The 24260-nt window shown below is 72.3% G+C and carries 19 protein-coding genes; 11 read left to right on the top strand and 8 right to left on the bottom strand.

Annotation, left to right across the window (positions count from 1 at the left end):
- Positions 1-84: 84 nt before the first annotated feature.
- Positions 85-840 carry an Asp/Glu racemase gene (locus ACGFYN_RS26010; protein WP_393868260.1) on the top strand — a complete coding sequence of 252 codons (756 nt, stop codon included), beginning with the start codon at positions 85-87 and terminating at the stop codon, positions 838-840.
- A gap of 222 nt (positions 841-1062) precedes the next feature.
- Here ACGFYN_RS26010 and ACGFYN_RS26005 read toward each other — a convergent pair whose 3' ends face one another.
- Complete coding sequence (locus tag ACGFYN_RS26005) at positions 1063-2940, bottom strand: ABC transporter ATP-binding protein (RefSeq protein WP_393868439.1); 1878 nt, start codon at positions 2938-2940, stop codon at positions 1063-1065.
- A 174-nt stretch (positions 2941-3114) separates the two neighbouring features.
- On the opposite strand from ACGFYN_RS26005, the gene ACGFYN_RS26000 reads away from it, so the two are divergent.
- Positions 3115-4092, top strand: a complete 978-nt coding sequence (locus ACGFYN_RS26000) for a YbhN family protein (protein WP_393868259.1) — start codon at positions 3115-3117, stop codon at positions 4090-4092.
- Positions 4093-4104: 12 nt separating this feature from the next.
- On the opposite strand, the gene ACGFYN_RS25995 is transcribed toward ACGFYN_RS26000, so the two are convergent.
- Entirely contained in the window at positions 4105-4818 is a 714-nt protein-coding gene (locus tag ACGFYN_RS25995) for an SDR family oxidoreductase (RefSeq protein ID WP_393868258.1), read from the bottom strand.
- A 70-nt stretch (positions 4819-4888) separates the two neighbouring features.
- Here ACGFYN_RS25995 and ACGFYN_RS25990 point away from each other — a divergent pair, with 70 nt between their 5' ends.
- Both ACGFYN_RS25990 and ACGFYN_RS25985 read left to right on the top strand, forming a co-directional pair.
- Positions 4889-5653, top strand: a complete 765-nt coding sequence (locus ACGFYN_RS25990) for a crotonase/enoyl-CoA hydratase family protein (RefSeq protein WP_393868257.1) — start codon at positions 4889-4891, stop codon at positions 5651-5653.
- Between the two features lie 165 nt (positions 5654-5818).
- The gene (locus ACGFYN_RS25985) at positions 5819-6916 is read left to right on the top strand and encodes a mechanosensitive ion channel family protein (protein WP_393868256.1); all 1098 of its coding nucleotides are present in this window, start codon (positions 5819-5821) and stop codon (positions 6914-6916) included.
- Position 6917: 1 nt separating this feature from the next.
- On the opposite strand, the gene ACGFYN_RS25980 is transcribed toward ACGFYN_RS25985, so the two are convergent.
- On the bottom strand, positions 6918-8468 hold the full coding sequence (locus ACGFYN_RS25980) for a M1 family metallopeptidase (protein ID WP_393868255.1): 1551 nt from the start codon (positions 8466-8468) through the stop codon (positions 6918-6920).
- Positions 8469-8719: 251 nt separating this feature from the next.
- On the opposite strand from ACGFYN_RS25980, the gene ACGFYN_RS25975 reads away from it, so the two are divergent.
- Positions 8720-10939 (top strand): NADP-dependent isocitrate dehydrogenase, encoded by a 2220-nt coding sequence (locus ACGFYN_RS25975; protein WP_393868254.1) that lies wholly within the window; start codon positions 8720-8722, stop codon positions 10937-10939.
- A gap of 157 nt (positions 10940-11096) precedes the next feature.
- On the top strand, positions 11097-11396 hold the full coding sequence (locus ACGFYN_RS25970; protein WP_393868253.1) for a hypothetical protein: 300 nt from the start codon (positions 11097-11099) through the stop codon (positions 11394-11396).
- Here the strand turns inward: ACGFYN_RS25970 and ACGFYN_RS25965 are convergent.
- The gene (locus ACGFYN_RS25965; protein ID WP_393868252.1) at positions 11380-12507 is read right to left on the bottom strand and encodes a DNA glycosylase AlkZ-like family protein; all 1128 of its coding nucleotides are present in this window, start codon (positions 12505-12507) and stop codon (positions 11380-11382) included. The genes ACGFYN_RS25970 and ACGFYN_RS25965 overlap by 17 nt on opposite strands.
- Positions 12508-12639: 132 nt before the next feature.
- Between ACGFYN_RS25965 and ACGFYN_RS25960 the strand changes: the two genes are divergently transcribed.
- The 3 genes from ACGFYN_RS25960 to ACGFYN_RS25950 all read left to right on the top strand — a co-directional run bounded on the left by ACGFYN_RS25960 (position 12640) and on the right by ACGFYN_RS25950 (position 15776).
- Complete coding sequence (locus ACGFYN_RS25960; RefSeq protein WP_393868251.1) at positions 12640-13440, top strand: N-formylglutamate amidohydrolase; 801 nt, start codon at positions 12640-12642, stop codon at positions 13438-13440.
- A 78-nt stretch (positions 13441-13518) separates the two neighbouring features.
- Positions 13519-14463 carry a pentapeptide repeat-containing protein gene (locus ACGFYN_RS25955; RefSeq protein ID WP_393868250.1) on the top strand — a complete coding sequence of 315 codons (945 nt, stop codon included), beginning with the start codon at positions 13519-13521 and terminating at the stop codon, positions 14461-14463.
- 92 nt (positions 14464-14555) lie between these two features.
- On the top strand, positions 14556-15776 hold the full coding sequence (locus ACGFYN_RS25950) for a cytochrome P450 (protein WP_393868249.1): 1221 nt from the start codon (positions 14556-14558) through the stop codon (positions 15774-15776).
- Between the two features lie 18 nt (positions 15777-15794).
- On the opposite strand, the gene ACGFYN_RS25945 is transcribed toward ACGFYN_RS25950, so the two are convergent.
- The 3 genes from ACGFYN_RS25945 to ACGFYN_RS25935 are packed head-to-tail and all read right to left on the bottom strand — an operon-like array spanning position 15795 to position 18369.
- Positions 15795-16292, bottom strand: a complete 498-nt coding sequence (locus ACGFYN_RS25945; protein ID WP_393868248.1) for a hypothetical protein — start codon at positions 16290-16292, stop codon at positions 15795-15797.
- A gap of 5 nt (positions 16293-16297) precedes the next feature.
- On the bottom strand, positions 16298-16873 hold the full coding sequence (locus ACGFYN_RS25940; RefSeq protein ID WP_393868247.1) for an RNA polymerase sigma factor: 576 nt from the start codon (positions 16871-16873) through the stop codon (positions 16298-16300).
- A gap of 59 nt (positions 16874-16932) precedes the next feature.
- A complete protein-coding gene (locus tag ACGFYN_RS25935) occupies positions 16933-18369 on the bottom strand; it encodes a S8/S53 family peptidase (RefSeq protein ID WP_393868246.1) in 1437 nt (478 codons plus the stop codon).
- Positions 18370-18517: 148 nt separating this feature from the next.
- On the opposite strand from ACGFYN_RS25935, the gene ACGFYN_RS25930 reads away from it, so the two are divergent.
- Positions 18518-21082 (top strand): CHAT domain-containing protein, encoded by a 2565-nt coding sequence (locus ACGFYN_RS25930; protein WP_393868438.1) that lies wholly within the window; start codon positions 18518-18520, stop codon positions 21080-21082.
- Between the two features lie 94 nt (positions 21083-21176).
- Here the strand turns inward: ACGFYN_RS25930 and ACGFYN_RS25925 are convergent, their stop codons facing one another.
- Positions 21177-23081, bottom strand: a complete 1905-nt coding sequence (locus ACGFYN_RS25925; RefSeq protein WP_393868245.1) for a LuxR C-terminal-related transcriptional regulator — start codon at positions 23079-23081, stop codon at positions 21177-21179.
- A gap of 71 nt (positions 23082-23152) precedes the next feature.
- On the opposite strand from ACGFYN_RS25925, the gene ACGFYN_RS25920 reads away from it, so the two are divergent.
- Complete coding sequence (locus ACGFYN_RS25920) at positions 23153-24238, top strand: M12 family metallopeptidase (RefSeq protein ID WP_393868244.1); 1086 nt, start codon at positions 23153-23155, stop codon at positions 24236-24238.
- Positions 24239-24260 lie beyond the last annotated feature (22 nt).

Raw genomic sequence — 24260 nt, 5'->3', positions numbered from 1 at the left:
CGCCGGTTGTCCCGCGGCCTTCCCTCGGCGTGCCCCGCACACCTTCTTCCTCCCCCTCGTGCTTCCCCTTGAAAGGGCACCCCCATGAGCAGCGCCTACCGCATCGGCATGATCGTCCCGAGCTCCAACACCACGATGGAGACGGAGATCCCGGCCATGCTCCAGGCCCGCGAGAAGATCCGCCCGGAGCGCTTCACCTTCCACTCCGCCCGGATGCGCATGCAGCAGGTGACGCCCGATCAGCTGGCCGCGATGGACGCGGCCTCCGACCGCTGCGCCGTCGAACTCGCCGACGCCGACGTGGACGTCATGGCCTACGCGTGCCTGGTCGCCATCATGGCGCAGGGCGCCGGCTACCACCGCCGCAGCGAGGAGCGCCTCGGCGCCGCGGCCGCCGAGTCGGCGGGCGAGCGCAAGGCGCCGGCGGTGCTGTCGTCGGCGGGCGCGCTCGGCGAGGCGCTGCAGCATCTGGGCGCGAAGAGGATCTCCGTCATCACGCCCTACATGCAGCCGCTGACGACCATGGTCTGCGACTACCTGGAGGCCGAGGGCCTCCAGGTGCACGACGCGCTGAGCCTGGAGGTGCCGGACAACCTGGAGGTGGGCCGGCTGGACCCGGGCCAACTGCCCGGCCTGGCGCAGAAGGTGGACACCAAGGGCGTCGACGCGCTGGTGCTGAGCGCCTGCGTGCAGATGCCGTCGCTGCCCGCCCTGCAGACCGTCCAGGACGCCTTCGACATCCCCGTGGTGACCGCGTCCGCCGCCACCGTCTGGCGCACCCTGCGCGCCCTCGACCTCGACCCGGTGGTCCCGGGCGCCGGCGCCCTGCTGGCGGGCTGAGCACCGGGGACCGCTTTCGCAACCCGCTCCAGGGGGTGTCTGACAATTCCCGTCGTCCGCTCGGAGGGCGGGCCCCGCGGCGTCTGGTGCGTGCGATCGCAAGGCGCCGGACCGCTCGCGTGGCGGAGTCACGTGGGCGGTCCGGCAACGCGGCTGGGGGCGCCCCCTCTGGGGGAGTGCGTGCCAGGCGCCGCGGAGCAGGCGGGAATTGTCAGACACCCCCTAGGCCGCGGGCGCGACCTCGGTGCCCTCCTCGAACTGCGTCCGGTACAGCTCCGCATACCGTCCGCCCGCCGCGAGCAGTTCCTCGTGCGTGCCGCGCTCGGCGATCAGACCGGCCTCGATCACCAGGATCACGTCCGCCGCCCGCACCGTGGACAGGCGGTGGGCGATGACGACGGCGGTGCGGCCGGCCAGGGCCTCGGTCAGGGCCTCCTGGACGGCGGCCTCCGAGGTGTTGTCGAGGTGGGCGGTGGCCTCGTCGAGGATGACGACGCGCTGGCGGGCCAGCAGCAGACGAGCGATGGTCATGCGCTGGCGCTCGCCGCCGGAGAGGCGGTAGCCGCGTTCGCCGACCACCGTCTCCAGGCCGTCCGGCAGGGACCGTACGAGATCGTCGAGGCGGGAGCGGCGCAGCGCGTCCCACAGTTCGGCGTCGGTGGCCGCGGGGGCGGCGAGCAGGAGGTTGGCCCGGACGGTGTCGTGGAAGAGGTGCCCGTCCTGGGTGACCATGCCGAGCGTTGCCCGCAGCGAGGCGGCCGTGAGGTCACGGACATCCGTGCCGCCGATGCGTACGGCGCCCTCGTCCACGTCGTACAGGCGCGGCAGGAGTTGCGCGATGGTCGACTTGCCCGCGCCGGAGGAGCCGACGAGAGCGACGGTCTGGCCCGGTTCGGCGCGGAAGGAGATGCCGTGCAGGACCTCGGCGCCGCCGCGCGTGTCGAGGGAGGCGACCTCCTCCAGGGAGGCGAGGGAGACCTTGTCGGCGGACGGGTAGCCGAAGCGGACGTCGTCGAACTCGACCGCGACCGGGCCGTCGGGCACGGCGCGCGCGTCAGGCTTCTCCTCGATGAGCGGCTTGAGGTCGAGCACCTCGAAGACGCGCTCGAAGCTGACCAGGGCGCTCATCACCTCCACGCGGGCGCCGGCGAGCGCGGTGAGCGGCGCGTACATCCGGGTCAGCAGCAGCGCCAGTGAGACCACCGCGCCCGGCTGCAGGCTGCCGCGCAGGGCGAACCAGCCGCCGAGGCCGTAGACGAGCGCCAGGGCCAGCGAGGAGACCAGGGTCAGGGCGGTGATGAACACCGACTGGGCGGTGGCGGTCCGTACCCCGATCTCGGCGACCCGGCGGGCGCGCGCGGCGAACTCGACGGACTCCTCCTCGGGACGTCCGAAGAGCTTGACCAGGGTGGCGCCGGGGGCGGAGAACCGCTCGGTCATGCGGGTGCCCATCGACGCGTTCAGCTCGGCCGCCTCCCGCTGCATACGGGCCATCCGGCTGCCCATGCGCCGGGCGGGCACCACGAAGACCGGGAGCAGCACCAGTGCGAGCAGGGTGATCTGCCAGGACAGCGTGAGCATCACGACGAGCGTGAGCACCAGGGTGACCAGGTTGGTGACCACGCCGGACAGCGTGTTGCTGAAGGCACGCTGCGCGCCGATGACGTCGTTGTTGAGTCGGGAGACCAGCGCGCCCGTACGTGTGCGTGTGAAGAACGCGACCGGCATCCGCTGCACATGATCGAACACAGCCGTGCGCAGATCGAGGATGAGCCCCTCGCCGAGCGTCGACGAGAGCCTGCGGCCGAGGATGCCCAGGGCCGCCTCCGCGACCGCGATCAGCGCGATGAGCAGGGCCAGGTGTACGACCTTGCCCTCGTCGCCGCCCGACACGATCGCGTTGACGACGCGGCCGGCCAGGACGGGGGTCGCGACGGCGAGCAGTGCCGTCACCACCCCGAGCAGCACGAACTGCGCCATACGGGCGCGGTGCGGGCGGGCGAAGGCGGCGATACGGCGCAGCGTGGCACGCGCCACAGGATGCCGTTGCTGCTGGGCCGTCATGACACTGTGCAGCTGTGTCCACGCTGTGGTCTCCATGCTCATGGGAGAGAACTTAGAACCTCGAGCGTTGTTGAGGTCAACACTTCCGCTGCTCCGTCCCCCCGCACGAAGGCATCCATGGCCCTGCCTCCCCAGCCGCTTCCCGTCCGTAAGACGCTGTCCGCGATCCCGCAACCCGCAGTTGGCGCGGTGCGGAGAACCTCTCCAGGTGTGACTGCGGTTCAACTTCCCCAAGGCCCTCCTCCGGGACGACTCCCCCGTCGCGTCCCGGTCCGCCAGATCCTGTGCCTGGTTCCGCTCCTGCTGGTCGCCGTCGTCGCCGTGCAGCACCGGTCGGTCCTCGAAGAGGGCTTCGGTCATCTGCGGGCGGCCGAGTGGCCGTGGCTGCTGGCGGCGGCCGGTGCCACCTGTCTGACCTGGGTGGCGGCCGCCTTCACCCGGCAGGGCGCGGTCGTCGACCGGCTGCCCAGGCGGCGGCTGCTGGCCACGCAGTTCGCGGCCGGCTCGGCCAACCACCTGCTGCCCACCGGTCTCGGCGCGGGGGCGGTGAACCTGCGCTTCATGACGGTCTGCGGCATTCCGCTGGCCCGCTCCTCGGCCGCCCTGGCCCTGTATCTGCTGGCGGAGTCCGTCACCCGGGTGGCGCTGCTGATCACGCTGCTGCTCGTGTTCCCCGGCGCGCTGCGCTTCGGCAGCCTGCTGCCCCACGGCTCGACGGCCCCGCTGCTGCTCGCCGTCGCCGCGGTCGTGCTGGTGGCCGCCGCACTCCTGCTTCTCGTACGACGGCTGCGGACGGCCGCGCTGTCCTTCCTGCGCACGGCGCTGGGCGAGCTGCGCTCGGTGCACACCCGTCCCTCCCGGGCGCTGGCGCTGTGGGGCGGTTCGCTCGCCTTCCCCGCGCTCCAGGCGGCCGGGCTGGTCCTGGTCGGCCTGTCGCTGGGGCTGCCGGTGCCGCCCGTGCACATGGCCGTGGCGTATCTGGCGGCTACGGTCGCCGTCGCGGTGGTGCCGACGCCGGGCGGCATCGGCTCGGTGGAGGCGGCGCTGATCGTGGCGCTGGTGGCGGCGGGCGCCCCGGCCGCCGTGGCCACGGCCGTCGTCCTCGCCTACCGGATCATCACGGTCTGGCTCCCGCTGGTGCCGGGAGCGTTGACGCTGGGCGCACTGGTGCGGCTGAAGGTCATCTGAGCCGGGCGGACGTCACCACGGCACGGGCTCGCCGTCCCGGAAGAAGCCCCCGCTCGGCCCGTCGTCGGGCAGCGTCGCCGCCCATACGATCCCGGCGGCGCCCTCGCCGACGGGACGGCCGCCGCGGCCGCCCATGTCGGTGGCGACCCAGCCGGGGCAGATCGCGTTGACGAGGATGCGCGGCCCGCTCAGCTCACCGGCGAGCAGCCGGGTCAGGGCGTTGAGCGCGGCCTTGGAGACGCTGTAGGCGGGCGTCCCGCCACTCATCGACTCGAGCGAACCGCCCTCGCTGCTCACCATGACCACGCGAGGGTGCGGGCTGCGCCGAAGCAGCGGCAGCAACGCCTGGGTGACGCGCCAGGCACCGAACAGGTTGGTGTCCAGCGCGCGTTGGACCTCGCCGAGGTCGGCGGTGCGGGCCTGGGCCCAGGTGTCGTAAAGGATGGCGGCGTTGTTGACGACGACGTCCGTGCGCCCGAACTCGCGGGTGACCCGCTCGCTCATGGAGGCCACGCTCGCGGCGTCGGCGACGTCGAGCCGTACGGCGACGACCCGCTCCCCGCTCGGGTCGATGCGCGCGGCGGCGGCCCGGCCCTTGCCGAGGTCGCGCGAGCCGAGCACGACGCGGTGGTCGCGCCCGGCGAGCTGCCGTACGACCTCGTACCCGATGCCGCGGTTGGCTCCGGTCACGACGGCGACCGGCAGGGCCACGCCTTCGACCGCCATCAGGAACACTCCCTCTGTAGGGAACTTCAGCCTCGCACAGGAAAACTCGCACAGGAAAAGGGGACCCGAGATGCCGGTCCGTACCGAGCGCCAGGGACACGTCAGCACCGTCGTCCTGTCCCGCCCCGAGGCCCGCAACGCCGTGGACGGCCCGACGGCCGCCGAACTCGCCGACGCCTTCAGGGAGTTCGAGGCGGACGAGGAGGCGCGGGTGGCGGTGCTGTGGGGCGAGGGCGGCATGTTCTGCGCGGGCGCCGACCTGAAGGCGATCGGCACCGAACGCGGCAACCAGGTCGCGGAGGACGGCGACGGCCCGATGGGCCCCACGCGGCTGCGGCTGTCCAAGCCGGTGATCGCGGCGGTCGCGGGGCACGCGGTGGCCGGCGGTCTGGAACTGGCCCTGTGGTGCGACCTGCGGGTGGCCGAGGAGGACGCGGTCTTCGGCGTGTTCTGCCGCCGCTGGGGCGTACCGCTGATCGACGGCGGCACGGTGCGACTCCCCCGACTGATCGGTCAGAGCCGCGCGATGGACATGATCCTCACGGGCCGCCCGGTCCCGGCCCAGGAGGCGTACGACATGGGCCTCGCCAACCGCGTGGTCCCCACCGGCGCGTCCCGAACCGAGGCGGAGTCCCTCGCCGCCGAGATCGCCCGCTTCCCCCAGGCATGCCTCCGCGGCGACCGCGCGTCGGTACTGGAACAGGCCGGCCAGGACGAGACGACGGCCATGCACGGCGAACTCCGCCACGGAATGAGCGTGTTGACGGAAAGCCTGGAGGGGGCGGCCCGGTTCGCCTCGGGGGCGGGGCGGCACGGGTCGTTCCAGGACATGTGACGGACCCGGTTCGGCCTCGCTGCGTTCCCGTGCGGTACCACGGTGCCCGGTACGGCAGGATGGGCGGTCGTACATTCGGATTCGAGCAGGTGGGAACGTGACGACACTTCACATCCGGTACTCCGCGGCGCCGTCCGCCGCAGATCGGCTTTCCGGAGGTGACCGGTGAACCGCGCAGTCACCGTGGACGACCTGGTCATCGCCGGAATCGCGGTGGCCGCGGGCCTGTTGGCCGCGTTCCTGCTGCGCGTTCTGCTGCGCTGGCTGGGCAAGCACGCCGACCGCACCCGCTGGAGCGGCGACGACGTCATCGTCGCCGCGCTGCGAACGGTGCTGCCGTGGGCGGCGATCGTCGCGGGCGCCGCCTCGGCGGGCGCGGCGCTGCCGCTGACCAGAACCGTTCAGAACCACGTCAACCAGGTGCTGACCGTGGTGCTCATCTTCGTCGTCACCGTGACGGCGGCCCGGGTGATCGCCGGCCTGGTGCGGGCGGTCACCACCTCCCGTTCCGGCGTCGCCGGATCGGCCACGATCTTCGTCAACATCACCCGGGTGCTGGTCCTGGCGATCGGCTTCCTGGTGGTGCTGCAGACGCTGGGCATCTCCATAGCGCCGCTGCTCACCGCCCTGGGCGTGGGCGGACTCGCGGTCGCGCTCGCGCTTCAGGACACGCTCGCCAACCTCTTCGCCGGCATCCACATCCTCGCCTCCAAGACCGTGCAGCCCGGCGACTACATCCGGCTGAGCAGCGGCGAGGAGGGCTACGTCGAGGACATCAACTGGCGTCAGACGACGGTCCGCGCGCTCTCCAACAACCTCGTCGTCATCCCCAACGGCGAACTCGCCCGGACGAACATGACCAACTACATGCGTCCCGAGCAGCGGCTGACGATCCTGGTGCAGGTGGGCGTCGCCTACGACAGTGACCTGGACCACGTCGAGCGCGTGACGACGGAGGTCATCGGCGACGTGATGACCCACGTCGACGGCGCGGTCCCGGAACACGAGCCGGCGATCCGCTTCCACACCTTCGGCGACTCGCGCATCGGCTTCACGGTCATCCTGGGCGTGGGCGAGTTCAGCGACCAGTTCCGCATCAAGCACGAGTTCATCAAGGCACTGCACCGCCGCTACCGCGAGGAGGGCATCCGCATCCCGTCGCCCGCGCGCACGGTGGCGCTGCAGCAGGGCTCCGTGGTGATCCCGCAGCAGCGCCACGCGTACGAGGAGGCGGGCGACGCGAGCGCCACCCGCCTCGACTGACCTACAGGGTCGCCGAGTTGTCGTGGTAGTGCCCGCCCCTGCGGCTGTGCGGTGAGGCGAGCGCCGAGTTCACCGGCGTGACCGTCCAGTCCGGGTGGCCTGGCATCCGCGGCGTCTTCGTGCCGTACAGCCAGTCCGTCAGGAAGCCGGACTGGTCCTGGCCCGAGACCTCCGAGGCGACGGCGATGTAGTCCTGCGTCGTCGCCGAGGAGTTGCGGTGCCGGTCCAGAAAGGTCCGCTCGATCGCGCTGAAGACGTCCTCGCCGACCGCCTGGCGCAGGGCGTACAGGACCAGCACGCCGCCCAGATAGCGCTGGCTGTCGAAGAGATCGGCCGCGTTCGGCGCGGCCACCGGACCCGAGTCGTGGCGCCACTGGTCGCCGCGGGCGTAGGTGTCCTTCATCCGGGCTTCCATGGTGGTCAGGCCGAGGGAGTCGGCCCAGCCGCGCTCGTACCGGTAGAGCAGTCCGTAGAAGTCGGCGTGGCCCTCGTTCAGCCACAGGTCGGCCCAGTTGCCGGGGCTGACGAGGTTGCCGAACCAGGAGTGGACCAGCTCGTGCATCATGTGCGAGCCGATGCTCTTCTCCGGCTGGAGCAGGAAGTTCGGCTTGTACAGGGTGAGGGTCTGCGTCTCCAGGCCGGTGAAGTCGAAGGCGTTGGCGTCGTCGGAGTTGCACGGCAGCAGCCCGTACGTCTCGAACGGGAAGGCCCCCAGCCGCGCCTCGAGCCACTGGACCAGGTTCGGGGTGAGCGCGAGCGCCGGTTCGAGGGCGGCGGCGCGGGCGGTGGGCACGACGTCCCGCAGCGGCAGGCCGTTGGGGCCCTGCCGGTCCTTGATCACGTAGTCGCCGACGGTTATCTGCACCAGTTCGGTGGCGATCGGCGAGCGGGACCGGTAGCAGTACGCCGTACGGCCGCCGGACAGGCTCTCGGTGCCGGTCTGGACGCCGTTCGCGACGCCGCGCAGCCCGCTCGGGACGGTGATGCGGAAGCTGAAGTCGGCCTTGTCCAAGGGATGGTCGTTGCACGGGAAGGCGGTGTGCGCGGAGTCCGGCTGCGGGCACAGCGCGAAGCCGTCCGGCGTGGGCACCCAGGCGGTGTGGGCCAGGGTGCGGCGCGGGTCGGCGGAGTACTCCACCCGAACCTTGCCCCGGGCCCGCGCGGCCAGGGCGGTCTTCGGCGTGATGCGCAGCTTCTCGCCGGCCTGCTCGAAGGTGGCCTTGTGGCCGTCGACGCGGACCGTGCGGATGTCGAGGCCGAGGGCGTCGAGGGAGAAGCGGCTCAGGGCCTGGGTGGTGGTCAGCGAGATCGTCACCGCGGCGTCGACCAGCCGGGTCGTGCCGTCGTAGGCGATGTCGAGGTGGTAGGCCGAGACCCGGTAGTCGTCGTTGCCGAGGCCGGGGAAGACGGAGTCGCCGAGGGTCTCGGGGCCCGGGGTACCGGGGTCCTTCAGGTTGGAGGGGCGGGCATAGGCCGCGTTTGCCGTGGTCAGGGCGGCTGCGGTACCGATCAGGGCGGCCACGGGGGCCGTCACTCTGGCGCGATATCTCATGGTCAGCTTTCGCTCGGGCGGCCGGGTGGTCAGATCCGGCCGTCGACGATCAAATGCACGATCAACTTCCAGGACCCGGCAGGGACCCCTTTGGTTGCACCAACAGCCGTTTCGCCCGCACCGCCGGGGCGCATCGACCGCTCTGATCGGGTACCGGAGTGTGGGACGTGTGGCCGACCCCTTTCGAGCCCGGCCCGCTCACGAGATATCTTGATGTCGAGCAATGTTGCAGACGTGGAGCGGAGCACCCGGTGACTGACTCGACCATCTTCTATACGCACACTGACGAGGCCCCGGCCCTGGCGACGTATTCCTTCCTGCCGGTGGTCCAGGCGTACGCCTCGCAGGCGGGTGTCGCCGTGTCCACGCGGGACATCTCGCTGGCCGGACGCCTCATCTCGGTGTTCCCGGAGTACCTGACCGAGGACCAGCGCATTCCTGACGCGCTGCACGAGCTGGGCGAGCTGGCCAAGACGCCCGAGGCCAACATCATCAAGCTGCCGAACATCTCGGCGTCGATCCCGCAGCTCAAGGCCGCGGTCGCCGAGCTGCAGGGCCAGGGCTACGCGCTGCCGAACTACCCGGACGACCCGAAGACCGACGAGGAGCGGGAGATCCAGGCCCGCTACGACAAGGTCAAGGGCTCCGCCGTGAACCCGGTCCTGCGTGAGGGCAACTCCGACCGCCGCGCCCCCGCCTCGGTCAAGAACTACGCCCACACCCACCCGCACCGCATGGGCGCCTGGTCCTCCGACTCGAAGACCAACGTCGCGACCATGGGCGAGAACGACTTCCGCTCCACCGAGAAGTCCGTGGTGATCTCCGAGGCCGGCTCCCTGCGGATCGAGCTGGTCGGCGAGGACGGCACCACCACCGTGCTGCGCGAGTCCGTGCCGGTCCTCGAGGGCGAGGTCGTCGACGCCTCCGTGATGCGCGCCGCCGCGCTGAACGAGTTCCTCGCCGCGCAGGTCGCCCGCGCCAAGCAGGACGGCGTCCTGTTCTCCGTGCACCTCAAGGCGACGATGATGAAGGTCTCCGACCCGATCGTCTTCGGCCATGTCGTGCGCGCCTTCTTCCCGAAGACCTTCGCGAAGTACGGCGAGACGCTCGCCGCGGCCGGCCTGTCCCCGAACGACGGACTGGGCGGCATCTACAAGGGCCTGGAGGCCCTGCCCGAGGGCGCCGAGATCAAGGCCTCCTTCGACGCCGAGATCGCCGACGGCCCCGAGCTGGCGATGGTCGACTCCGACCGCGGCATCACCAACCTGCACGTACCGTCCGACGTGATCGTCGACGCCTCGATGCCGGCCATGATCCGCACCTCCGGCCACATGTGGGGCCCGGACGGCCAGGAGGCCGACACCCTCGCGGTCCTGCCCGACTCCTCCTACGCGGGCGTCTACCAGGCCGTCATCGAGGACTGCCGGGCCAACGGCGCCTACGACCCCTCGACCATGGGCTCGGTGCCGAACGTCGGCCTGATGGCGCAGAAGGCCGAGGAGTACGGCTCCCACGACAAGACCTTCGAGATCAAGACCGCCGGCACGGTCCGCCTGGTCGACGGCGGCGGCAACGCCGTCATCGAACAGCCGGTCGCCCCGGGTGACATCTTCCGCGCCTGCCAGACCAAGGACGCGCCGATCAAGGACTGGGTGAAGCTCGCCGTCACCCGCGCCCGCGCCACCGGCGACCCGGCGGTGTTCTGGCTGGACGAGACCCGCGCGCACGACGCCAACCTGATCGCCAAGGTCGAGGCCTACCTGCCGGAGCACGACACCGAGGGCCTGGACATCCGCGTCCTCGCCCCGGTCGACGCGACCAAGCTGTCGGTCGAGCGCATCCGCCGCGGCGAGAACACCATCTCGGTGACCGGCAACGTGCTGCGTGACTACCTCACCGACCTCTTCCCGATCCTGGAGCTGGGCACCAGCGCCAAGATGCTGTCGGTCGTCCCGCTGATGGCGGGCGGCGGCCTGTTCGAGACGGGCGCCGGCGGCTCCGCGCCGAAGCACGTGCAGCAGCTGGTCAGGGAGAACTACCTGCGCTGGGACTCCCTCGGCGAGTTCTTCGCCCTGGTCCCGGCCTTCGAGCAGTACGCCACGGCCACCGGCAACGCCCGCGCCAAGGTGCTGGCCGACACCCTCGACCGCGCCACGGCGACCTTCCTCAACGAGGACAAGTCCCCGACCCGCCGCGTCGGCGGCATCGACAACCGCGGCAGCCACTTCTTCCTGTCCCTGTACTGGGCGCAGGAGCTGGCGAAGCAGACCGACGACGCGGATCTGGCGAAGGCCTTCGCCCCGCTCGCCGAGACGCTCGCCGCGAACGAGCAGAAGATCGTCGACGAGCTGATCGCCGTCCAGGGCAAGCAGGTCGACATCGGCGGCTACTACCAGCCCGACCCGGCCAAGGCCGCCGCGGTCATGCGCCCGTCGGCCACGTGGAACGAGGCGCTCGCGTCGCTGAGCTGACGCGCCTGGCCTCGACGGCCCGTTCCTGACTTCGCCCCGGCCGGCACACTGCCCGGCCGGGGCGAAGCCGTGTCACGAACGGCGTAGCCCGGCGGGAGATCGGTGGCCCGGGTCGGTGTACTGGGCGCAGGGGAAACCGAACTGAGGAGGCCCTCCTATGGCTGTTGTGCTGTCCCTCACCTGGACAGGGCTCACGCCCGATCACTATGACACCCTGCGAAACGCGGTCGACTGGGAGAACGACCAGCCGGAGGGCATCGCCCTGCACGTGGCCTGGTTCGACGCAGGCGCGCTGCACGTCACCGACGTCTGGAACGACCAGGCAAACTTCCAGCGCTTCTTCGCCGAGCGGCTGATGCCCGCCATCAAGCAGGCCGGCATCACCGGCGAGCCCGAGGTCACGTTCTCCCCGATGCACCGCCGTTTCGTCGCCTCCGGAGTCAGCGGCGTCGGCTGACACCCGTCCGGTCGGGCAGAACGAGCTCCAGCTCCAGCCACCGGGCCAGATCCTCGGTCTCCCGGCCGATCTCCGCGCTCATCGCCTTCGTGAACGGCTCGTCCTCATGGAGGGCGTTGACACGCAGGACGCCGGCCTTGCGGTCGGCCGCCGCGTCCAGCTTGCCGACCAGCCGGTCGCCGTACAGGACCGGCAGCGCGAAGTAGCCCCAGCGGCGCTTGGCGGCGGGCTTGTACATCTCCAGTTGGTACTCGTACGCGAACAGCTCCGCCATGCGCTTGCGGTCGTGCACGAGGCGGTCGAAGGGGGAGAGCAGGGCCGCCCGTCCCTCGAAGGGCAGGCCCAACTGGGCCGGATCCACCCGCCACTTGCCCCGGACGCCCTCGACGACGGCCGGCTCGCCCGCCTCGCCCACATCGGCGGGCTCGACCTGGCACTCCGGTCCGCGGGCGCGGGCGATGCCGAGGGCTCTCAGCCGTCGCTCGTCGCGCAGGCGCAGGGCGTCCTCGACCGGGAGGGGCGCCGTCCCGGGATAGACCCGGTCGGCCAGGTCCCACAGGCGGTCGCCGCCCCGGCGTCCGGCGACGGCGACCTCGCCGCGCTGCACCATCAGCTCCAGGAGCTTGGTGACGTTGCGGTTGTTGGTCCAGCCGCTCGATCTCCACGGCTCGGCGCAGGTGTCCGGCAGCTCGCGGGAGGGCAGGGGCCCGTCGGCTCCGAGCCTGTCGAGGATGTCCCGGCGGCAGGCTTCGTTGGCCGCCACCCACGTCCGGTGGTACTCCCGCCACGACGACGGCGTCCCCCGCTCGGGCCACTCGGCCATCTCCGCGCGGTACAGCGCGAGGTCCTCGGCCGGCCGGACCATCGCCTGCAGCTCCACCAGCGTCCGCTTCTCCAGCGCCGCGGCCAGCTCGTCCGGCGCGTACGCCGATCCGAGTCTGCTCCACGCCACGAGGTCGGCGTTGGGCGCGACCGCGGCGATCGGGTCGATCTGCAGCAGGGTCAGCCCGCGCACCACGTCGAGCAGCCCGTCCGGCCGCGTGGCATCCAGGAGTTGGGCGCGGACGGCGATACGCCGGGCGTCGGTGCGCGAGAGCTCGTGGACGGTCATGGATCGAGAGTAGGCGAGGGGTCTGACAAGCCCACCCTGCGAGGCCGGGGCCGGGCGGGACCGCTGCGCGATCATTGGCCGTGGGTCGTTTCCGCGGCCCTGGCCGCATCGCCACCCCAGGAGCAGCAGCCCATGCCCCACAGCGCCCCGTCGTTCGCGTACCTGCCCGGCGCCGCCGACTCCCCCGTGATCCTCCATGTGCCGCACTCGGCGCGGGACATACCCGCCGACGTACGCGCGGGCATCGTGCTGGACGACGCGGCGCTGGAGCGGGAGCTCGACCACATCACCGACGCGCACACGGCCGAGATCGCCGAGGCGGCGGCCGAGCTGTCGGCGGTGACTCCCTGGAGGTTCGTCAACAGGCTCTCGCGGCTGGTCGTCGACCCCGAGCGCTTCCCCGACGAGCGGGAGGAGATGCTGTCGGTCGGCATGGGCGCGGTCTACACCCGCACCACGCACCGCGAGGCACTGCGGCCCACGGCCACCGACCCCGAGCCGCTGATCGCCCGCTACTTCCGGCCGTACGCCGAGGCCATGACCGAGGCGGTCGCGGACCGCCTCACCACCACCGGACGAGCCGTGATCATCGACGTCCACTCCTACCCGACCGCCCCACTCCCCTACGAACTCCACGGCACGGGCCCCCGCCCACCGATCTGCCTCGGCACCGACCCCTTCCACACACCGCCCGAACTGCTCGCGGCGGCGAAAAAAGCGTTCGCACCCTGCGGGGAAACGGCCCTGGACAGCCCCTTCGGCGGCGCCTACGTACCACTGGAGTTCTACGGCAAGGACACCCGTGTCAGCGCGCTGATGGTGGAGATCCGCCGCGACACGTACATGATCGAACCGGGCGGCCCTGCCACCCCCGCACTCACCCGCCCGGCAACGGCCCTGTCCACACTCGCCGCCGCCGTGACGGGATGCTGACGGGCCGACTGGCCGCGCCTCAAGTCCGGTCACGTAGCAGGCTGTTGCACGGCGATCACGACCCGTATCGTGCCGTGCGTGAACCGCGATCCCGAATCCCGTGAGGATCCCGATGAGGGGCCCGGTGACCCGGCACCCAATGCCGCGGACTCGGAGAATCCAGACGGGCCGGCACCGGCGCAGCCGACCCCGGTCCGCGTCACCGAACCGACCCAGGACGAGCTGAACGCGCTGCCCGCGGAACGCCGTTGGGAGCTGCTCCAGCAGGAGAAGCAGTACGAAGCCGAGGAGCGGGAGCGGCGGCGTCAGAGCCGGCACCAGTGGTTCAACAGCATCGGCATCCTGTTCGGAGTGTTCTTCGCCGCGGCCGGCCTGGTCGCCACCGCGTTGTCGTGGCGGACCGGGCAGAACGAATTGCGCACGGCCCGGGAAGGCCAGATCATCGACCGGTACACCAGAGCCACCGAGGAGCTGGGCGCTTCGGGGCGTGATGTCCGGACCAGTGCCGTCTACGCCCTGGAGCGCATCGCCCACGACTCCGCGCGGGACCGGGCCACCATCATCGATGTGCTGGCGGCGTTCGTGCGCGAACACGATCCGGCGACGTCCGTCCCGGACGCCAAGCTCCCGCCGGAGCCGGATACGGACGTCCAGGCCGCGCTGACCGTGCTGGGGCGACTCCCTCGTGCGTCGCATGAGTTCACCGACCTGCACCGGATCAGGGTCCCTGGCGTCGAGCTGCCGACCCGGACACTGTCGGGGATGAACCTCTTCCGCGCCGACCTGAAGGGCGCGAACCTGGCCTTTGCGCGCGCGAGCTACATGAACCTGACCGAGGCGAACCTGAGCCACGCGGAGCTGAGCGACGCACGTCTGACGGGCTCGTCTCTGAGATATGCGGACCTGACCGGAGCGAATCTGGAGGACGCGGATCTCAGGGGTGCCGACCTGACGGGTGCTCGGGGCATCACCGCGGCGGCGATCCGGAAGGTGGCCAGGACGGACGTGACGACGAAGTTCTGACCAGGTGTCCCGTTATCTCGCGCGTGATCACCGGCCTCCGCCTGGAGCACTCCCGCGCGACAGCCCCCGCGCGCAGGCCCAGGGTGGGAGGCATGAGCGAGGAGATCAGCACGTTGACGGAGCAGGTGCCGCCGCCGGTGCGGGAGTGGCCGGCGCTCGATCTGGGCGGGACCGAGTTCGATCCGGTGCTCGCGGAGCTGATGCGTGAGGGGCCGTTGACGCGGATCCGGTTGCCGCACGGTGAGGGCTGGGCGTGGCTGGCCACCCGGTACGACGACGTGAAGCTGATCACGAACGATCCGCGGTTCAGCCGTACCGAGGTCACCCGCCGCCAAGTCACCCGGCTCGCCCCCAACTTCGCTCCCCGGTCCGGCTCGCTCGCCTGGGCCGACCAGCCGGAGCACAACCGGCTGCGCAAGCCGATCGCGGGCGCGTTCACGGTGGGTGCGATGAAGCGGCTGCGGCCCCGGGCGCAGACCATCCTCGACGGTCTGGTGGACGGTGTCGTAGGCGATGGGCCGCCGGCCGATCTGGTCGAGCGGGTGTTGGAGCCGTTCCCGATCACCGTGGTCAGCGAGGTGATGGGGGTACCTGTGGCGGACCGGGAGCGGGTGCACGCCTGGACGCGCCAGATCATCTCCACCTCCGGCGGGGCCGAGGCCGCCGACCGTGCCAAGAAGGGCATGTACGGGTGGATCACCGCCACCGTCCGCGCACGGGCCGGCAGCACGGACGAGGACGTGTACTCGCTGCTCGGTGCCGCCGTCGGCCGCGGTGAGATCAGCGAGGAGGAGGCCGTGGGCCTTGCCGGACCGCTGCAGATCGGCGGCGAGGCGGTCACCCACAACTGCGGTCAGATGCTGTTCCTGATGCTCTCCCACCCGGAGTTGAAGGAGCGCGTCAAGGAGCCGCACACGCGCGAAGAGACGCTCGACGAGCTGCTGCGCTTCATCCCGCACCGGGCCTCGGTCGGGCTGGCCCGTATCGCCCTGGAGGACGTGGAGCTGCACGGCCACCGCATCACCGCCGGCGAGCCCGTGTACGTCTCCTACCTGGCCGCCAACCGCGACCCGGAGGTCTTCCCCGACCCGGACCGGATCGACCCCGACCGCGACCCCAACGCGCATCTGGCGTTCGGCAACGGCCCGCACCACTGCACCGGAGCCGTCCTCGCCCGCCTGCAGACCGAACTGCTCGTCGGCACGCTGCTGGAGCGGCTGCCCGGCCTGCGGCTCGCGGTGCCCGCCGACGAGGTCGTCTGGCGCCGCAAGACCATGATCCGCGGCCCGCAGACCCTGCCCGTCACCTGGTGAGGGCAGGGCCCCGGAACCTCAGACCGTCAGCCAGTCCGTGACGAGCACGCCCTCGCCGGTCCGCAGCCGCAGCGCGAACGGGCCGGCGGGAGGCTCGCCGTAGGTGAAGCGCCCCATGGCGTCGGTCTCCAGGGGCGAGCCCGAGACCGGGCCGCTGAGCACCTCGATCCCGGCCGTCTGGGGCGGCAGCACCTGCCCCATCAGGCCCTGCGCGGACAGTTCCACGTCGACGGTCACCCCGCCCGCGTGGAACGTCAGCATCCGCGGCACGTCCACCGCTCCCCGCACCGGGATCGCGTCGACGACCGAGTCGAACGTCAGCTCGGCGATCTTCTCGTCGAGGTCGTGCAGCGCGAACGCCTCGACGGCGATCTGGCGCAGCTCGGGCGGCACCGGGTCCAGGATGGCCGTGGCCCGGCGCAGTTCCTCCTCCAGCAGGTCGAGTTCCAGGTCGTCGCCCTGCAACTCGCCCTCGAAGGCGTCCTCGCCGCTCATGTCACTCATGTCGTCGTCCATGTCCCTCACACCGCTCCCCGTGCCTCGAGTCGTGCCCGCAGGCGCCGCAGACAGCGCTGGCGGAGCGGTCCGATGCTGCCCACGGCGATCCCCAGCGCCGCGGACACCTCCTGGTAGCTGGGCGGCGGCGTGGACATCAGGACCCGCAGCAACTGCCTGCAGCGTTCGCCCAGTTCCTCGAACTCCTGCCACAGGTGCCGGATCCGCTCGCTCTGGGCGGCCGCCTCCTCCAGGTCGAGGAACGACTGCTCGGGCGTACGGTCCTCACTGACCCGGTCGAGCAGCTGCGGATCGTCCGTCGGGGTCAGCCGCCTTAAGCTCTTGAGCACCTTCAGGCACTCGTGCCGCGCGGTACTGGCCAGCCATGCCCCGGCCTTCTCCGGTTCCCGGATCCGGCCCAGGTGCTGGGCGAAACGGAACCAGGCCGTCTGGTACACCTCGTGCGCGTCGGCCTCGGAGAGCCGGTGCGAGCGCACGACGGACCACACCAGTGGGCTCAGCCCTTCCACGAGCGCCTTCCAGGCCGCCGCGTCACCGTCGACGGCGGACTGGACCAGCGCGCCGACATCTGCTCGGTCCACGGTTCCACCCCTCGAGTACGGCATGACATCGTACGCCGTGGAAGGGGCCGTTCCTGACCTCATGCTCCGGGGGACAGCTGCACGACCGAAGCCGGGCGCCAGCCGGCCGGGCGCAGCGCCGGTACATGCGCCCCGCGCACCTCCGCGAACTCGGTGTTCGCGGTGAGCAGTTGTTTGCACGCGGCGCGCGCGTCGCCCTCCTTGTTGGCCGTCATGTAGGCGGCGACCATGCCTGCGGCCACGGGCGCCGCGAAGGAGGTGCCGCTCCAGTGCGCGTAACCCTCGAACATCACCTGGTCGGCCTTGGCGGCGGTGGGCGTGCCGGCCTCGCTGAGCGCCCCGGTGTGGCGCGGGTACTGGCAGGTGCAGGCGTAGCCGAAGCCGAAGCGGCAGGCGTCGTAGGTGGAATGCTGGTACAGGTACGGCACCGGTGCGTCGAAGCCGGTCAGCGCACTGGTCAGGCGCTCGCCGGGGGCGAAGGCGCTCACCCAGGCACCGTGGTTGGAGAAGCAGGCGCCGAACTCGCCGTCGCTGCGCAGCGCGCCGACCGACAGGACGACGTCCGCGAAGTCGGGCAGGGAGGCGTAGGCGGCGGGCCAGAACGGGGTGGCGCTGGCGTTGTTGCCGGCGGCGGCGACCATCAGGGTGCGCTTCCCGCGCAGTTCCTGCATGAAGCCCTCGACGCCGAGCAGGCCGTCGACGCGGCCGTTTGAGGTGCCGGCGGACAGGCTGATGATGTCCGGCCAGCCGTGCTCGTCCACCGCCGCGAACAGCCGCTCACCGAACTCGGACTCCAGGATCGCGCCTGCGTCGTTGAGGGTGCTGCGCACGGTGATGTCCGTGTTGGGCGCGACGGCCGCGACCAGGCCCGCGATGAAGGTGCCGTGGCCGACGTACTGCAGCAGGTTGCCCTGGTCGTCGGTCTCGATGCCGTGCAGGTCGCCCTGGACGTGGGCGAGGAGGGGCACCATGCCGTAGTCGTGCGTGAGGCCGTTGTCGATGACCAGGACGCCGACCGCGCTGTCCGCGTCGTGCCGGCCCTCGGCCGCGGCCGGGTTGGTGCCCTGGGCGAGCGGGGCGGGCACGGGCTCGTCGCCGGGACAGGAGTTGACCGCGATCGACACCACGTGGTTGCGGCTGACGAGCCGGCGCTGCTGACGGCCCTCGTGCTCGCGCATGGCCCGCAGGGCGTGCGCGACCGACCGGTCGCCGTGCCGGTCGCCGTGGCCCGGGTCGCCGACCTGGATGCGGGTGATGCCCGAGCGGTTGGTCTCCGGGCTGACCCGCTGCACACGGTCGGCGCTCAGGCCGGTCGCCTCGGTGAAGTGGGTGCGCACGGTGTCCTCGACGAGCCGCGCCTCCTCGCCGTCACGAGCCAGGACCACACCCTTCTCGTAGATGAACTCGGCCGCGTCGTCGGGCCCCAGGGCCAGGGAGACATCGGGCATCGAGCGCTGGATCTGGTCGAATTGCTCTCGGAATCGCTGAGGCGCCATGGCAGGTCCTCCCGTTGAGGCGGCAGTCGTCAATCAGAGTCTCGGGGCCTTTGGTTGATACAGCACCAAACCGGTGTGGCCGCTACCAGGGGCCACTACTATCCGTGGAGTGACAGGGGCAAGCGACACGGTGCTCGAACTGCTGCCGATGGTGTTCGCCGACCCGGGCGAGGCCCGGGCCCGGGCGCAGGGCGTACTCGACGCCGATCCGTCGCCTTGGCGCGCCTCCGTCGCCCACCAGGTGATCGGCATCTGGCAGCGCGACTGGGGCGACATGAAGATCGCCCTGCACCATCTGCGCCAGGCCCGCGACCTCGCGGCACGCGCACAGGCACCCGACCGGGAGGCGGACGTCCTGGCCGCGCTCGGCGTGGCGCTGGTGCACGCCGGCCGCACCCGGCAGGGCCTGGAGGCGCTGGAGCGGGGCGTCACCGTCAGCAGCGGCCACACCCGCGCGCGGGTGCTGTTCCGGCGGGCCTACGCCTCCTGGGTGCTGGGCCGCCACCGCGAGGCACTGGACGACGTACGCCGGGCCATCCCGGTGCTGCGCCAGGCCGACGACGTCATCTGGACGGCGCGCGCGCTGACCTTGCGGGCCACCGTGCATCTGGCGCTCGGCGCGGTGGACCGGGCGGACGCCGACTTCACCGCGGCCGAGGCGCTGTGGGACACCACCGGCCAGGACCACGACAAGGCGGACGTGGTGGAGAGCCGGGGCCTGGCCGCCTTCCGCCAGGGCGACATCCCGGCGGCGCTGCGGCTCATGGACGAGGCCGAGGAACGCTACGCCAAGCTCGGCACACCGTCCTTCATGCTCTCCATCCGCCGCTGTGACGTCCTGATGGCGGCCGGGCTCGCCCCGGAGGCGCTCACCGTCGCGGACGCGGTGATCGGGGCGCTGGACGGCATCGGCGGGCAGTCCACCCGCAAGGCGGAGCTGCTGCTGGTCGCGGCCCGCGCGGCCCGGCTCGCGGGCGACCCGCACACCGCGATCGCGCGTGCGGCGCTGGCGGTGCGGCTGTTCGCCGGACAGCGCCGCACCTGGTGGGAGACGCACGCCCAGCTGGTGCTGCTCCAGGCGCGGGTGGCCTCCGGGCGCCGCTCGGGACGGCTGGTCGCGGACGCGGCGGCGGTGGCCGAACGGCTGGCGTCCTTCGGCGCACCGGCCGCGCCGGAGGCCTCGCTGCTGGCCGGCCGGATCGCGCTCGGCCTGGGCTGGACGGCGGACGCGGAGCGGCATCTGGCCGTCGCCGCCCGCAGCCGGCACGGCGGGCCGCCGCTGGCGCGGATGACGGGCTGGGCCGCGCAGGCGCTGCGGGCCCGGGCGGCCGGCTCCGGGCGGGGCGTGCTGGAGGCGTGCAGGCGCGGCCTCGACGTGCTCGACGACCACCGGATGACGCTGGGCGCCTCGGAGCTCAGGGCCCGCGCCACCGAGCAGGGCGCCGAACTGGCCGCGCTGGCGCAGCAGGCCAGCCTCGACTCCGGCGGCCCGCGCCGGCTGCTGACGTGGAGCGAACGCTGGCGGGCCACCGTCCTGACCGCACCGCCGACCAGGCCGCCCGCCGACCCCGCCCTGCTCGGCGATCTGACCGCGTTCCGGGAGATCGCCGCACGTGCGGAGGAGGGACGCAGGGACGGCCGCCCGATCCCCGTCCTGGAGCGCGAACAGCGGCGTCTGGAGCGGGAGATCCGCGCCCGGACCCTGCACCTGAAGGGCGCCGCGCCCGGTGCCGAGGACCGCTTCGAGCCCGCCCGGCTGCTGCACCGGCTGGGCGAGGTACGGCTGGTGGAGCTCGCCGTGCTCGACGGGCGCGTGCAGGTGCTGTTGTGCGGTCAGGGGCGGGTGCGGCGGTTCGAGGCGGGGCGGCTCGCCGACGCCGAGACCGAGACCGAGCATGTGCAGGCCGGGCTCCGCCGGCTCGCCCATCCCGGCGCGGAGGGCCGGCTCCCGGTGGTCGAGGCCATGGGCCGCCGCCTGGAGGAACTGCTGCTCGGCCCGGCCGCCGCGCACCTGGGTTCCGGGCCGGTCGTCATCGTGCCGCCGGGCCGGCTGCACAGCGTGCCGTGGGCGCTGCTGCCCTCACTGCGCGAACGGGTGCTGAGCGTGTCCCCGTCGGCGAGCAGCTGGCTGCGCGCCCGCGAGACCGAGCCGCCGCCCGGCGGCCGCCATGTCCTGGTGCGCGGCCCGGGCCTGGCCACCGGCGGCGCGGAGGTGTCCGAACTCGCCGATCGCTACGGCACACCGCTGCTCCTCGAGGAGGACGCCGCGCGCGCGACGCGCGTCCTTCAGGAGCTCGACGGCGCGGCGCTCGCCCACATCGCCGCGCACGGCACGTTCCGGGCCGACAGCCCGCTGTTCTCCTCGCTGCGGATGGCCGACGGCCCGCTGATCGTGCACGACTTCGAGCGCCTGGACCGCAGCCCGTACCGGATCATCCTGTCCTGCTGCGACACCGCCCGTCTCGCCTCGGTCGGCGCGGACGAGCTCCTCGGCCTGGTCACCGCCCTGCTGCCGCTGGGCACGGCGGGCGTGGTGGCCAGCAGCGCACCCGTCAACGACGCCGCCGTGGTGCCGTTGATGCTCGCGCTGCACAAGGGCCTGGACACGGGCCTGTCGCTGGCGGAGGCGCTGCGCGACGCACGCGCATCCCTGCCCTGGGACGCGCTGCACCAGGCGACGGGCTGGGCGTTCACGGCGTTCGGCGCGGCCTGAACGGCCCGGCGCGGCAAGGGCGTCACGGCACAAGGCGGCGGCCTGACCCCTCCCCCGAATACTGGGGGTCAGACCGCCGGTTCATGGGCGCGGCTCAGGCGGGCTGCACCTCCGGCAGCTCGACGAGCCACGGCAGCGCGCCCCGGTCGCTCGCGCCGAGGCGGGCGTAGGCGCTGTAGAGGTGATTGCCGACGGTGCGGATGGACAGCGTGAGCTGTTCCGCGATCTGCCGGTTGCTCAGGCCCGCGGCCGCGAGGGTGACGATCTGGCGCTGGCGGGCGGTCAGTTCGCCCAGAACCAGGCCGGACAGGGCCGGGGTGCGGGCGCCCTGGCAGCGGCGGGCCAGCGCGGCGGCACGCGTGCGTGAGGTGCGTGCGGCGTGCGGGTCGCGGTGGGCGCGGACGGCCTGCGCGTGCGCCTCGGCGGCGAACAGCACGAACCCGCGCTCCTCCAGGGCCTCGGCCGCCCGGTCCAGAGCCGGCCCGTCCGCGCGGGCCAGCGCTTCGGCGTGCCGGGCGAACACGCCCTCGGCCGGAAGGCGCCCGGCGGCCTTCTCAGGGGCTCCGAGGCGTACGAGGTCGTAGAGCGCGAACGCCGTGTCCGTGCAGTCGCCGCCCGCGCCGTACGTCTGCACCATGCCGTCGGTGACGTCGCCGATCGCCGCCACCGCCGCGTCGGCGTCCCCGCGGGCCGCGGCCAGCCAGGCCGACGCCTCCGGAAGGTCCGGGCAGCCCGCCACGGTCTCCCGGGCCGTGGCCGCGTCCCCCGACTGCGCGGCGGCCAGGGCGAGTTCGGTGCGGCAGGACACGTCGTGCACAGTGTCCCGCAGCCCCTCCCTCGCCCAGGCCGCCGCTTCACGCAGCTCCCCCCGAAGCCGCGCGAATCGGGCGCGCACGGCGGCATACCCCGCCGGTACCGTCGCGCCCTCCTGGGCCAGCCACTCCCCCACCGGCGTGGCCGCAGGTCGTACGTCCCCCCGCTCGATCCGCCCGGCCAGCATGGCCGCCTCGGCGGTGAGTGCCGCGTCGCACTGGGCCGGCGTACGGGACAGGCGGGCCGCCCTGAGCCGGCCGGCCGCGGCGCGCAGCACCGGGCCGTGCAGCGGGTGCGCGAGGCGGACGGTGCCGTGGTCGTCGACGCGGATCAGATCGCCGGCCTCGAGGTTCTCGAGGATCCGCAGGTCGAGGTCGTCCAGGTGCAGCGGCAGGGGCTCGGCGAAGGCGAGCCGTTCGAGCGTCCCGCGCTCCTGCGGGCCCGCGAATTCCAGGACCCGGGCGGTGCGCTCGCGGACGGTCGCCGTGACCGGCACCGGGCCACGCCAGACCCAGCCGTCCGCGTCCGCGGCGCGGGTGAGCAGGCCGCGCTCGCGCACCGCGTCCACCAGGTCGCGAAGCAGCCTCAGATCGCCCCGGCACAGGTGCTGCAGGCGGTTGAGGGTGAGCGGCTCCAGGCTGCCGCCGACGCCCGCGGCCAGCAGCTGCTCGGTGTCCTCGCGGGGCAGCGGCTCCAGGGCGAGGCGCGGCAGCAGCTCCCCGGTCCACAGCCGGGAGACCGCGCCGGGATACGGGCCGCCGTCCACGGCGACGGCGATCAGCCGGGTGCGGCCGTGCACGGCGAGCTGGTGCACGAGGGCGGCGGAGGCGTCGTCGAGCAGATGCGCGTCGTCGACGACCAGCAGCCGTACGTCGGAGAGGAGTTGGACCGCCCGGTGCAGGGAGACCGCCTCGGGCAGCAGGTGGGCGAACGCGGCGAAGGGGATGTGACGCGTCTCGGGCGTGCCGGCCGCGCGGGCGCGGTCGCTGCCCCGCACGGCCTCGGTGACCAGCCGGGTCTTGCCGGAGCCGGCCGGGCCGGTCACCACGATGCCGTGGTGACCGGCGCTCAGGGACCGGCGGATCAGCTCGAGCTCGTCCTCACGTCCGGTGAACGGCCAGGGCAGTTCCAGGGTCTTCGCGTCGCGTTCGAAGGTCGTCACGGGAGTATGAGTGCGAGTACTCATTCCTGATACAGGGCGACTTGAGTAGACCTCGACTCAGGCGCCTGTGCCGTCCCTCGCGGCAGTCTGTGCGCATGACCGGACGCTACTGCTCCCTCGCGCAGCAGTCGGCCCCCGCTTTCACACCGGGGCTGACCGCCGAGAGGCTCGGTGCGCTCATCGCCGGACGGGCGATGTGGGTCAACGGCACGGTCCTGCACTACTACTTCTTCGACGGCGACGAGGACGGCTCGGTCATCCCCGTACCGGGGACGGGCCAGTCCCGCCGGGTGTCGTGGGCCGGTGCCAAGGAGCAGCAGGACGTGGTGCGCGAGTGCTTCCGGGAGTGGCAGGACCTCGGCATGGGGGTCTCCTTCGTCGAGGTCGGCGACCGCTCCGAGGCCGAACTGCGCATCGGTTTCCAGCTCGGCGACGGCTCCTGGTCGACCGTGGGCAAGGACTGCCTGCAGGCCGGGCAGCAGGAGCGCACCATGAACTTCGGCTGGGACCTGACCGTGCCCGGGGAGCGCGGGACGGCCCTGCACGAGATCGGGCACGCGCTCGGCATGCTGCACGAGCACCAGAGCCCGTTCGCCGGCATCCACTGGGACGACGAGGCCGTCTACGCCGAGCTGGCGGGGCCGCCGAACTTCTGGAGCCGGGACACGACGTTCTTCAACATCCTGCGCAAGCTGGACCCCTCCGAGGTCAACGGCTCGGTCTGGGACCCGCAGTCGATCATGGAGTATCCGTTCCCGGGCGGGCTGATCCTGGAGCCGGAGCAGTTCCGTGCGGGCCTGAACCCGCAGGGCACGCTCTCGCCCGCAGACAAGGAGTTCGCGCTGCGCTGGTACCCGCCGGCCGATTCGCCGAAGCTGCCCGCGCTGGAGCCCTTCCGCTCGGTGCCGCTGCGTCTCGCGCCCGGTGAGCAGGCCGACTTCGTGATCGACCCGCCGGAGACCCGCGAGTACACCGTGGGCACGTTCGGCGCGAACGACTCCGTCCTGGTCCTCTTCGAGGAACGGGACGACGTGCCCCGCTACGTCGCAGGGCGCGACGACGGCGGAGAGCCGCACAACGCCACGATGAAGGCCCGCCTGGTCAAAGGACGCCGCTATTACGTCCGCGTCCGTCTGTACTCCGCGTGGGGTCCGGGGGAGACAGCGGTCATGTGCTGGTGACAGCACGGACCGCCACCCCACG

It is taken from the genome of Streptomyces sp. NPDC048419 (assembly GCF_043200415.1).
GTDB lineage: Bacteria > Actinomycetota > Actinomycetes > Streptomycetales > Streptomycetaceae > Streptomyces.
Note: the sequence above shows the minus strand (reverse complement) of the source record. Positions and strands in the feature narration are given on the sequence as shown.